The organism is Stenotrophomonas sp. 85239_Sma, from assembly GCF_056481725.1.
Genome location: NZ_CM151163.1, coordinates 20326 through 32649 on the forward strand (window position 1 = coordinate 20326; position 12324 = coordinate 32649).

Below are 12324 nucleotides of genomic sequence, written 5' to 3' on the forward strand. Positions count from 1 at the left end.
AGTAAAAAGTAGGCATGATTCTCATTTCAGTTGTTAACGTACCGTAAGGCTCACAGCAAAAAAAACTTTCCGTATACCTGATAGCTTTCGGCGCCATGGTCTATGACGTCGAAATATGCACCGCACGTGCAATCGCTTCGGAAGCGACAGGAATCAAGTGTGCGCAAGGCGTACCCTTACCCGAAGGCTTCTGCTTTTTGGTCAGCAGGTCTGATGGAACGATCGTTCAGCCCGCTTTTGAATTCTTTGCAGATGCCCATCTAACGATCGGTCCAAAGCCAAAGCTTGCCTGCAGCAAGAACACAACCGCAGCTATCGCGGCTGACCTCACCGACTTCCATCACTTTCTTGACGCAAGAAAAAAGCTCGTTTCCGACGTAGATGAGGATCTCCTCAGATCCTATGCGGACACCTTGACTGACCTGGACTCTGCGGTGACCTTGGATAAGCTCGCCGCCGCGACTATTCATCGAAGATGGTCGACCGTGACCAAGCTAATCGCATTCTGCGTGAAACGGGGATACCTGAGGAAGGCACCAGCGCTGCTGAGCAAGCAGACGAAGCGAGGAACTGTTCAAGTTCTCGACGTTGGCGTCGACCTTCCCGGGCTGAACGACGCTGACGAACTCATCACTGCGCTCCATCCCGAGACCGTCGTCGGTATTCTTGACGAACTAGGTCCAAACCCTGTGCTCGAGCGAAACGGTCTGGTTGAACTGGCATACGCAACCACGGCGCAGCGATTGATGGCTGAGCTTTGCTATCAAGCAGGACTGAGGCGGGCGGAAGTGTGCGATCTCAAAGCGAAAACCATCCTTCAGGCCCGTACGGAAGGGCGCGATCCTCTCACTGCAGTCGCCATCCCCGTGCTCGGGAAAGGTAACAAGAAGCGCAATGTTCCCGTTCCAGTCTGGCTAGTCAACGCGTTGAAGCGCTATGCCAAAGGTGTTCGGCAGCGCCTCGTTGACCTCCGACTGGGATACCACAAGCTCGAGGATCACGGCGTCCTATTCGTCCTCGACGCAAACAACCGCAAGCATGCGGGCAATCCGATAACCCCGCAGATCTTCGACCGGCATTTCGCCCAGGCCAAGGACAGGCTGCTCAAACGGCTCTCCAAAGAGCGTGACCTGGCTCGCTACGAATCCACGCAGCGCGAGCGAATAACCATTCACGCCCTTCGACACACCTTCGCCTTGTACACGTACATGGAGAAGCGCGCAAACGGTGACATGGATGCGATCAAGTATGTTCAGTCGGTACTGGGACACAGTCTCAGGGATACGACTGAGTCCATCTACCTGCGAAGCGCGAACGCATTCGAGAGCGAAACCAGGGAATCGATCAGACTGCACCTTGAAGGTCAACCCTTTATGCGAATCGGCGTCGAGGCCTGACGAGTTGGAGCTCACACGGCTCCACGGCCAGCATACGCACTACTCCTCGCATGTGACCGACTCACCTTATCAAATCAGATTGAACACGGATTGGAGCGTTACGTGGCAGGAAGAAGATCCGCCCAGCTGCGGCACGCCGTAGTAGTTGAGGAAAAGGTAGGCAACACAAAGAAATGGGATGTCCGCGAGAGCGCTGGTCGCCTAGAAGTCGCGTTCAGGCGCGCCGGAGACCTGCGCGACAACATCGTTAATCTCAGCCGGTGGAAGGGCATAGGTGCAGCGGCACCGCTCTTCGCCGAGGCGTTCTGCCGAGCTAACAAGAACAGCAGGGAGACGACTAGATCCTCTTCAGCTAACAACATCGTGAGTGGCCTGGTGCAGTACCTAACCGTAAAAGGGGTAAAGATAAGCGGCCCAGACGACACTCCAATGGATCTCGGCGAGTCCTTTCTAACGTATCTGAAAGGTAGGGATACCACGCACCCGACAGTTCTCTCGGTGGAGACCCAGCGCCACTATTACGGGACCTTCAAGAAGGTCGTTCTTGCGCTGCACGAGATGGATCCACGGTGGAAGGTGATCCGTATTCCGCCAAAGCCGTTCGCAGGACTGCCACGGAAGAGCAAGCCGAAAGAGCTGGACCGTGCGGCTTGGGCCAACGTCATGAAGGCGGCGGTCGAAGAATGCATATCGACAATGGACGAAGTGTGGCCGCTTCTAGATAGGGTTCACAGTGCCCTCGCTCAGAAGAAAAAGGGCGACGCTGTATCGCTAAGCGATCCGGCAGAGGCAATTGCTCAAATATTGGCAAACTTTGACGGTCATCTTCCTCGCCAAGGCGCGGTTCACAAGCTCCCAGGCGTAGGAAAGATCAGCGAAAGCGAGTACTTCCGTCTGAGGAGACTAGCGCACCCGATCGGCGGCGATCTGATCCCATTCTTTCTCGTACTAGCCATGCACTCGGGCTTCAACGAGCAGCCACTTAGAACACTCACCCTGAATGGCATATCGGAGCACTACCCGCTTGGACAAAAGCGAACGGTGATCAAGTCCTCCAAGCGCAGGGCTGGAAGTTCCGCTCAGGGCGCGACACAGCGAGCAGCCTTCCCCGCTAGCGATCACCCGCTAGCGCCTGAAAGATTGATCAGTTTCGTTATTGCTTGGACCAAACGAATCAGAGACTACGCTGCTGGTGAGCTTGCCAATGACTTCTTCCTCCACGCAGTTTCCGAAGGCGGGCGGCACAAGCGCCGAGGAATGCACATCGACTCCTACTCAGCCAGAACCGACGACGTGACCACGCGGGTGACCGGTTACATCACGTTGTTCTGCAAACGAAGGGGGCTTAAGTACTCTGGCTCTCAAGCAAACAGGCTTGCGTTCTCCGAAGCGGTTGATGGGCTGACCGACGGCGACGCCTTCGAGCTCCGAGCAATGCTAGGCCATCGGCTACTGTCAACTGGTCAAGACAGTTACCAGACAACCACGATGCAGCATCGGCAAAAGGAACAGCTGGCAGGAGCCATGACCGCACAGGAGCGCTGGGTGACTTCAAATGGAAAGATCGACACACGCTCCGCCCGAAGTGATCGTGAGCAAACGGCAGCCACGCAGGGCTTCTGCTGTGCAGATCCATTCCAAAGTCCTCAACCAGGGCAGCGCCATGGAAAGCTCTGCACCAGCTATGGTTCCTGTCCTGCATGCCCGCTCGCCGCAGCTGATCCAAACGAAGCCTACGCGCTCGCGCGCTTTCTTCAACTGCAGGAGCTATACGAAGAAGCCAGGGCAGAGCTCGGCAGCGAGATCTGGAGGCGAAAGTTCGAGAATGCCTATCTCGCTCTCCGCGATTCATGGATCCCAGCAGTGAGCACAACTGCGAATCGACAATCAGCGATGATGATCATGCTGACGCCCCTGCCTGGACTTGAATAGTCCGGCTGTACCGCCACTAGCGAATCAATTCTAGAGATATGGCTATGCCCGCAGCAAGAAAGGTCGAAACAGCGCAGGCAGCGACCCTGCATCCTTCCTTCCAAGTTGACTATGACAGTGATGTCTGGACCTTTGCCCAGACCACGGTCGGCCAACAGAAGGAGTTTGTCACAGTTGACTGGGCAATCCCTGTGGCACGCGGAGAGTTGCTCACGGACTACAAGCACAGAGGACTGCTCTCTGAGCTGAAGTGCTACCTCAAGACCGCCATCATTGAGGACACCGTACGTATGACGGTTGGGTCTATCCCTGGCACTTACATGGGCATGAGGGAGCTGGTGAAGTTCATGGGAGAGCGGGAGATCCACTCCCTCTTCGATATCACCACGGCGATGAGCTGGGACTACGTCGAAGGTCTCGAAGAGCAGTACATGACGGCCCGAAGTGATGCCGGTCGAGACAGGGCGTGGACGCATGCGACCGCCTACAAACTCATCCATCCACTTACACAGATCTACGAAATCGCGGACAGCTTGCGCGCCAGAGGCGGACAAGCACCGTGCGAAGCGCCGTTTGACGGAAGAAAGACCTACGACGTCGTGACAGAGCCGCTCGGGCTTGCTCGAACGGGTGGATTGATGCCTGTCCCGGACGAGATCTCGGTACCGATTCTTTCCTACGCATGTGAATGGATTGAGTACGGCTCGGAGGATGTGATCAGACTTCAGGCTGAGGTCATCCCGATGCTGATCGACGCAAGAAGTGCTACGGGACCGAGACGAATCGCCTGCTTTCGTCAGATCAAACGGCACATCGAGGAGTTCCAGATGAGCCCGATCCCAGGGACACTGACACCCTGGCATGAGCCATTGGCCACCATAGATCGGATTGATGACGCTGGTGACGAGCGCGAGATTAGCGGAACTCAGGGCCTGAGACGCCTAATACTAATGACTCAAAGCGCATGCAGTGTCTTGCTGCAGGGATGCACCGGGATTCGAGCTCATGAGCTGATTGGCCTCTCCCTGGACCACGATCCGACGCTACAGCACGGTGTGGTCAAGTCAGTGACGTCGCTAGACGGACTAATGGAGGTGTTCTCCATCTGTGGCATTTCCGCCAAAAGGGAAGCGACTCGCCATGAGTGGACTGCCGGACTGCGCCCGTTGGGCACGAATCACCTGCCGATCGTGCTGAAATCCGTCGAGGTGCTGGTGCGGCTAATGGAGCCTTGGCGAGCACTATCGGGCACTAAGTCACTGATGCTCAGCTTCTCCCACGCCAAGTCCCTTCCATCGGGTCCCGATGGAATCGGCCGAATGACAGCATCCAGAAATTCTCTGCTGCAACGTGAGTTTGCCGTCGAAGCCCTCACGAAGAAGCGTGGCATCGAAACGACGCAAGCTGTTTACGAGGTGAGGTACCTACGCCCGCAGCGATGGAGGATCACCTTTGCGCACTATGTGTTCCGATCCAAGCCGGAACTAATGCCAGCGCTACGGACGCACTTCCGTCACATGAGCGAGCAGATCACGGATCAAGGGTACATTGGAAACGATGCGGCTCTGCTCGAGAACTTGGAAGGAGAGAGAGTCATGGAGACCTCTCGGTTCCTAGTTCAAATCACCCTCGGCAGGCCGATCGGAGGTGGACCGGCGCAGCGTCTTCTCATGCAGCATGCCGAATCAATGACCGAGGCACTGTCCAAGATGGACGGAGAGACGCCGATCGATAAGGCCGTGGCATACGTGAAACTCACCGACCTGCGGATATGGACAGGGACCTACGCAAGTTGCCTGATTGATATGTTGCCTGACCGTTCCAGCTGCAACCCACAAGCAAGCCTCCTCACTGTCCGCGCCTCGCCGAACTTCGGCCTACGGTCGCCCGGCCTGTGCGCGGGGTGCAAGTGCTGCATCATCCTGCCAGAGCATAAGGACTTTTGGGAGGATCGCCTCCTGAAAAATCAGGCCATTGTCCAGATGGAGCGGACCAACTCTAGGGATCAGTATTCCAAGATTGCTATGAGCCGTGTTGTTCAGAGTCGAGCAGTGCTGAGGATGATATCCAACGCTACCGGGGACGCTTCCGATCGTTCCGGCGAAAGTTGACGACATTTGCTCCATCGTCTCTCTTGGTACTCTGCTTCTGAAGCCGGGACACTGCGAGTTGGAGAGATGCGTTGTGGATGTTGGTCTTGTAAAGCAGAGCCTTCAACCTTGCGTTCTCAGCCTTAACCCTGGCGAGCTCTTCAGCTACTGAGCCTCGCCTCTCCTCCTCAGCCAGCTCCTGAATTCTAAGCCAGACGTGCCCAAGTCGAGCGTGCCTTGATCCAAAGCTCCCTCTATTTACTCCTGCCTCTGCCGCGACCGCGGTAGGCGTGATGATCCGATGACCTGCGGCCATCTTTGCCTTCAGCAGTTCATTGGTCGGGCGTCGCTTCACCAGGCGGTCAAGAGCGGCCAATGCCTTATCCTCTACTGAGTTGGGTCTGCTCATTCTGCTGTCCGCTGACGCATCATTGGTAAGCAGATAGCCTACGCCACCTTCGCCGCCCAATCATCTAGGTGGGACAAGGAGAACCTTGAAATCAATCCTGATGCAGTCGCTGCCCGGCGAGACCCACGTTCTTCAGACCCAGATGTTCAGCAACGACTTTGGGACAAGGTCCATTGTGACCATTGCAATGATGAAGCGCCGCAAAGCTTCGTGCCTGATAGGGCGCAGAATGGTTAGGTTGAGGCTATGGGGTCGGGGTCAGCGTTGGGGTACTGGAGCAGATCACCAGCCCTTTCGCACCACGCGTGAGGGCTACATAGAGGTTCTGCACGCTCATGCTCTCCGGATAGAGGACCACGGCAATGTCTGCCTCGAGACCTTTCAGAAGGAGAGTGCTGCCGACTGCTCTGCGCGCAATGGGGCGGCTGAGGTGACGATTTCGCTCGCGGGCATGAAGTGCGGCTCCTAATAGATCTTGCTCTCCGTTGATAACGCTTCGCATGGCTGATCGACAGCAGTGCAGAATCTCGGGCCGATAGACCCGAGTGCCTGTCTGTTCGGCCAAAGCGTCCACCAGCCGCAAGGCGCGCGTCATGGTCCGCTCGGACTCAAAGGCGACTGCCTCAGCTTCTACAGGAGTTGGAGGTGTCCTGGCTCTCCCTCTACGAATGGTACCGACACGCGTCACTAGATTCGCCGTGCCGACGCCCGTCATCATGAGAGCGGAGAAGGTGGCCAAGTCTTGCAGCGCACTAGGAGCCTGAAGATTGAATTGCCTGGCGAAGTTGACGAGGTCTCGCATGTCCACGGCTTCTACCGCCATTGCCCCAGGCGTTTGGCTGGTGAGTTGGTGGCGGCCTTGAACATTCATGGACTCGCCAATTACCAGAACCGTTCCTTGGCTACCAGGCGCATTGGTCCGTGCCGCAGTCAATCTTTGCTGCACTTCACTACCGGCAACCAGCTGGATCCAACGAACGGATGACGGAGCCGTAGTTAGATCAATGGGTAAGCCGGCCGTAAGAGCATGCCTTTGGGATAGCAGCCACTGGCCCAGCTCTTCATTACCTGCAATTTGCCAGCGCCAAGGGGTTCGAAGGCTACCCGCTGCTGGGAAGGACGATTGAACGTCTTGTTCCCAGTGAACCAGCCGATTTCCGCCAAATCCGAAGATGGCCTGCAGAGGGTCACCGAGGACGCACGTGGGCAAAAGCGCAGCGAGGGTGGACACGATGGAGTGCTGAACGGTGCTGCAATCCTGATACTCGTCAACCAAAAGCCGGGCGTAAGTGGCTGCGATGGGTGCAGCGATATGCCCCGAGTCCAAGAGTTGCCGGAATGATTCACGGATCGCGGGGTAGTCGCTACCCGCGTTGTTGAGCTCCAAGAGTTGGGGATGATGGCCACTGCGCGCCGGGAACTTGGCGATGAGACGCATAGCGAATCCATCAATCGTCGACAGCCGATAGGCAGAGCTGGGCACCCCCGCGCGTTTCAAGCGTGTCCTCAACGCGGTGACGCCAGCATTTGTGTGAGTCAGAACAAGGATCGGTCTGTTCCCAGAGTGGGATGCCAGCGCCTCGGCAATCAGCTGGGTTTTGCCGCATCCTGCTGGGGCGGTGATCGATCCGCGTTGGATAGCTAGCAGATCGATTTCAGGCAGCACGGGTAAAGGCCCAGAGTTGGTCTACTACTGCCTTGAAGCTAGCGTCCGCGTTTGCGTAGCCCCGAGAGACGATATCCAGGACGATTGACTGGTAAGTCGTAAGCGACTTGAACCAGCTATTCTTTTTGATACGGGAGACTTCGCCAAGCAGTACGCGAATATCAGGCGGATAGGGTGAATTCGGCCTCAGCGCTTCGATGGACGCCAAAGTTGTTAGACCGTTCGATTTGGCAACCAGCTGTTGGTTCATAAGATCTTCGCCAACACGCTCTTTAGCCTTCAGGAGCAGGGCATCAATCGATGTGTCAGGAAGGCAGAGGAACAGCTCGTCCTCCAACGTCATTCCTGCCCGCCAAGTCACGAGGCTGCCGCCTGATTGAAGATATGCTTCTGCAACACCTGGAGCGGCAGGTTTGTCAGCGTCTATGAAGACGAGGACTCGGTAACCCAGATCCATAAGCGCAGTCGCTCGGGCAAAAGCGTTGTCCGGAGTGCCTCCGCCTGCATTGACGTATGCACCACCTAAAGCCAAGAAAGAGGATTCTTTGCTGGCTACCCCCCATAGATCGAGGCCACGCACAAACCCTACCTCGCTTGCTCCCTCGCACACAATCACAGACTTCGCCAGAAAGGCCTCCGGGTCAGTGCGCAGCGTGCTTTGAATCTCGTCGGTCGAGCCAGCGGAAATGACGACATGGCCAGCCGGTCGTGGCCGAACTACAAGCAGCTGCTCACCTGAAAGCTCACGAAGTGCCACAGGGGAGTGTGTTGTGAGAAACGCTTGGAGAGGCGGCGGCGTCTCCTTGGCTCCCAAGGAATCCAGCAGCCGCATGAGCCGATGGGGCTCTAACCCATATTCCACCTCATCCACCAAGGCAATCGGCGCTGACTCCGCCGCGGCCCGTTGAAGTCCCGTCACCAAGAGTCGAGAAGAACCCGTACCAAGGGACCGAAGGGGGATGCCTGCCTCGCTGTGAAGCGCGATGGCGCCTTCGCCGATGGAGACGGAGTGCGAGTCGAGTAAGGCCTGCGGCATCGATCCGACGTCAACTCCAAGGCTCTGGGCAGTTGTCCGGACGATTCCGAGTGTCTGACTCAGGTGGGGCGATGCTTGAGCGCCAAAGTTGGCGCGCGCCTGACGCGCTGCTAGAGCGAGCTGGGCTCCCAATTCTGCGCGCTCGTCTGTTAGCCGGTTGAGCACCGACCCGCGGCTCCAAGATAAGTTGGAGCTTGTAAAGCTGCCGATGCGTGCCGGAGCTAACACGATGCGTTCTTTCCAAGGCAGGCTTCGTTCCAAGCCTTGTTGAAGCGACCTATCGGAGATCAGCGTCCAGCTGGGCTCAAGGTCCGCCCCGACTTGAAGCAGCAGCGTAAGCACTGTCTCCAACCCCGCGGCGGGTTCGTCTTCTAGGGTGTCAAATACCGAATCGAATCCTCGCAAGAAGTCGCCATAGACATCAATGTCCATCAGCGATGCCGGCAGTTCCCCGAATGTCACGGCAATACGAATGGGCTCTGAGACATCGAGGTCAAAAAAGTCCATGTCGCCGAAGGAAATGCTTCGTCGAGCACCCAAGCACAGGTCGATGGCATCGAGGATGGTGGACTTGCCACTATCGCCAGGACCGATCAAACAGTTGATGCCCGGGGCGGGCGACCAGTCGAGCGCCTTGATGGATCGAAAGTTCCGAATGGCCAAATGGCGAATTCGAGGCATGGGGCGTCCTGTAAGAGGCTTGGTCAACGGTCCGTGTAGGACGCAGACTGACACCAACTCCTACTACGCCCCTGAGGCAATCCTAGCCCTAAAGCGTTCTGCCAGTCATTGGCTCATTGGTGGAACTTGGCGCCACGCCGAGCTGCTTCGCGAACTTCCCTAACCTGTAACGCGGCAACACTGAGAGAGCGGTTCCAGGTCGCTTCTTCCGTGGTCACCTGCCCGCTTGCAGGCGACGGAGGTCCGTTCATCGCCAACAGCGGACTTCCCTGAGCGAAGGAAATTGGTTCGCGAAGCTGAATAGGCTTGAGCTGGTGTCCGCCCGGCGCGCGGCGGTGCTAGGATTCGGCCATGGACATCGGTCGGACAACCTTAACCGTCGGCGTCGCCATAGTCGCGGTTTCTTGCGGCGGGTCCCAGGGGCGCTGGACTGCCTTTGTCTATCCGCCCGGCGCGTCCACTCAGGAAGTCCGTCACGCTGTTTATGGCGATTACGACACCTTCGAGCATTGCCAGGCGGCTGCAATAGCCGCCCTGAGAAATAGCCCTCCACTGCCAGGGGCGCAGGAAGTGGGATCTTACGAATGTGGGCGCGCGTGTCGATATGACGTCGATATGGACTTGTACGTCTGCGACCAAACTCGCAAGTAGGTAGCTCCGTGCTCGCCGCCCGCCTGGCGCCTTGGTCAGCCTGGCCAGCGTGTGTGAAGTTGATCGATGACAAACCGGTGACGGTGCGTGCCATCCACGTCTCGGTGTGCCAAGAGGTGCGGGTCGTCCTCAGCAAGATGTTCGTGCTTATGCGCTATCTCCTCTGGATCGTGCGCCGGCCATCTGCGCCACGCGGCGACCAAACCGAGTGTGGCCAGAATCCCCAAGGCGGCCAAGGCAACATGCAAGCCGTAGCGCGCACCAACCCACCCGGCGAGTGGATAGGCGATCAACCAGCAAACATGCGATAGGGAAAATTGGGCAGCGAAGAGGAATGGTAGATCGGCGGACTCAGCCGAACGCCGCAGCAGCCGCCCGCCGGGGGTAACCAAGCCGGCATACGCCATGCCCAGCAGCGTCCAGGCCGGAATGACCGCCGTCCACCCGGGATGTCCCTTCAGGGCAAACCAGACGCCAAGGAAGGTAACCAGGACAACTGACATGAACAGTCCTGCAGCCAACATTACTGTCCGGTCCGAAATGCGGTCGAGAACCTTCGGAAGAAGAAGTGCGACCAGCATGGACCCGCCTCCGAAGGCCGCCAGCGCCCATGCAACCTGCTCCTCCGCCCCGCCCAGAACGGTGCGGACCATAACCACCGTATTGACGAACACCATCGCGCCGCCGGCTGCGGCGCAGAGGTTCAACGCGAGCAGGCCCTGCAATCGCGGTGTGCGGAGGTAGATTCGCATTCCACGGATGGCTCGGGCATAGGGACCGTCCTTGGAAGAGACCGCAGCGAGGGCCGGGAAGGTGGTGGACGCGACGAGCAGCGCCGAGAGGATGAAACCTACCGAGGTACCAGCGAACAGCCCGTGGAAGCTAATGATCGTCAGCAGTGCGGCAGCAAGCGCCGGGCTCAGCAGGCTTTCAAGGTCATATGCCAATCGGGAAAGTGAGAGCGCACGGGTGTAATCACGCTCTTCTTGAAGAATTTCGGGGATGGTGGATTGAAACAGCGGCGTGAAACATGCCGATGCCGACTGCAGCACAGCGATGAGGACATACACCTGCCAGATCTCGGTGACGAAGGGCAGGCAGACCGCCACAACCGCACGAACCAGATCGAGTGCGATCAGCACCCGCTTGCGCAGCCGTGCAGGGACCAACGCTCCTGAAACGGGCGCCAAGGTCACGTACACGACCATCTTGATCGCCAGCGCGGTGCCCAACACCGCTCCGGCCTGGCTGCCAGCGAGGTCGTAGGCCAGGAGGGCAAGGGCGACAGTCGCCAAGCCGGTTCCGACCAGGGCGACTATCTGGGCACCAAACAGGCGCCGAAACGCCGGGTGACTCAGTACTTCGAGCATGGGATTGTCCTGGTAGCAACGTTCTGACGGCACCAACCCGTGTGCGCCCTTTTGCCCGGATTCAGGGCAGAGGCGGCAGACAGGCGGAGTGTACGCCCACCACTGTTCGGGTCGAGGTGACGACCCCGCCGGAATGGCAGGGTCGTTGGCTAAATCCGAGTGGATTTACTTCTTCTTCGGAGCTGCCTGTGCGTCGCAACGTTCCTTCAGCGCCTTGGTCTGGGCATCCTTGAGGTCCACCTTGTACTTCGAACGGTCGGCAAGCTGTTCGCAAGTCGTCGGCTTGGCCTTGGGAGCAGCCGGGGGAGCCGGATCGGCATGGAGGGCAGGATCATGAGCGGATGCCGTGGTGAAAAGGGACATGCTGAAAAGCAGGCCGGCAATTACTGCGCTATGAGTTTTCATGTTGTTTCTCCTCGGGTTGGGTCGGCGAAGTGCCGGGTGTTACGGCTGATAGATGTCGGCTTGGTAGCCCACAAGTTCGATGCTCACGGTCACCGGCGTGTCGCTTCGGTTCTGCCAGTACCACCCATGAGTTCCTTCAAATGGCGCGACGAAGGTGCCGTGCGCCTCCCGCTGCGCAGCTTCGACGGCGTAGCTGGTCCATGCACCCTTCACGTCGGGCCGCTCACCATGCATATCGACTGCTACATCACCGGTCGCCTTCCAGCTGAACAGAATTCCCGCGCCAGCAGCCATGTGGGATTTGACCTCTTTGCCTTTCCCCGGCTCCAGCGTGATCGTCATCGCGTCCTGGCGAAGCTCACCGTTGGTGAGCGATACCGCGGCTGGATCAAGCGATTGCCCCTTGTTCGCCCCGAACGCAGCCGCAGCCTTTTCCGCCAAGGTGGTCGCTGCGTCCGATGCTGTCGAGGACGTCGGCGTAGCCGGGTCTGCGGCGGTGCTTCCGCCGTCTGCCAGGGCAGTCAGGCCCAGCGCTCGGCCGATCCCGGTGGGATCAATGCCGTACTCCGCCGGCAGAACGGCCGTAACGAGAAGCGCGCCGGCAATGGCGGCAGCGACAAGGGTCGACTTCAGCAGGCGGCCAGTCGTGGGAAGTGGTTGATTGATAGTGATTGACATGATGGGTCT

At 58.2% G+C, this 12324-nt stretch carries 9 protein-coding genes; 3 read left to right on the forward strand and 6 right to left on the reverse strand.

The genetic code is table 11. The features are described 5' to 3' along the window. The first annotated feature begins 95 nt into the window (after positions 1-95). The 3 genes from ACYKG1_RS00105 to ACYKG1_RS00115 all read left to right on the forward strand — a co-directional run bounded on the left by ACYKG1_RS00105 (position 96) and on the right by ACYKG1_RS00115 (position 5440). Entirely contained in the window at positions 96-1397 is a 1302-nt protein-coding gene (locus ACYKG1_RS00105; protein WP_478471405.1) for a tyrosine-type recombinase/integrase, read from the forward strand. A gap of 90 nt (positions 1398-1487) precedes the next feature. Then, positions 1488-3329, forward strand: a complete 1842-nt coding sequence (locus tag ACYKG1_RS00110; RefSeq protein WP_021204602.1) for a hypothetical protein — start codon at positions 1488-1490, stop codon at positions 3327-3329. 44 nt (positions 3330-3373) lie between these two features. After that, on the forward strand, positions 3374-5440 hold the full coding sequence (locus ACYKG1_RS00115; protein ID WP_229302253.1) for an integrase: 2067 nt from the start codon (positions 3374-3376) through the stop codon (positions 5438-5440). Here the strand turns inward: ACYKG1_RS00115 and ACYKG1_RS00120 are convergent. The 6 genes from ACYKG1_RS00120 to ACYKG1_RS00145 all read right to left on the reverse strand — a co-directional run bounded on the left by ACYKG1_RS00120 (position 5403) and on the right by ACYKG1_RS00145 (position 12315). Further along, positions 5403-5828, reverse strand: coding sequence for a hypothetical protein (locus ACYKG1_RS00120; protein ID WP_146033496.1), 426 nt, complete (start codon positions 5826-5828; stop codon positions 5403-5405). The two genes, ACYKG1_RS00115 and ACYKG1_RS00120, sit on opposite strands and share 38 nt — an antisense overlap. Before the next feature lie 244 nt (positions 5829-6072). Next, the gene (locus tag ACYKG1_RS00125; protein ID WP_012478642.1) at positions 6073-7494 is read right to left on the reverse strand and encodes a UvrD-helicase domain-containing protein; all 1422 of its coding nucleotides are present in this window, start codon (positions 7492-7494) and stop codon (positions 6073-6075) included. Continuing rightward, complete coding sequence (locus tag ACYKG1_RS00130) at positions 7484-9211, reverse strand: ATP-dependent nuclease (protein ID WP_005414983.1); 1728 nt, start codon at positions 9209-9211, stop codon at positions 7484-7486. The genes ACYKG1_RS00125 and ACYKG1_RS00130 overlap by 11 nt, the downstream gene beginning before the upstream one ends. Before the next feature lie 686 nt (positions 9212-9897). After that, positions 9898-11232, reverse strand: a complete 1335-nt coding sequence (locus ACYKG1_RS00135) for an MFS transporter (RefSeq protein WP_005414984.1) — start codon at positions 11230-11232, stop codon at positions 9898-9900. Between the two features lie 165 nt (positions 11233-11397). Next, positions 11398-11595, reverse strand: coding sequence for a hypothetical protein (locus ACYKG1_RS00140; RefSeq protein WP_238558867.1), 198 nt, complete (start codon positions 11593-11595; stop codon positions 11398-11400). 81 nt (positions 11596-11676) lie between these two features. Beyond that, positions 11677-12315, reverse strand: a complete 639-nt coding sequence (locus tag ACYKG1_RS00145) for a hypothetical protein (RefSeq protein WP_012478643.1) — start codon at positions 12313-12315, stop codon at positions 11677-11679. Positions 12316-12324 lie beyond the last annotated feature (9 nt).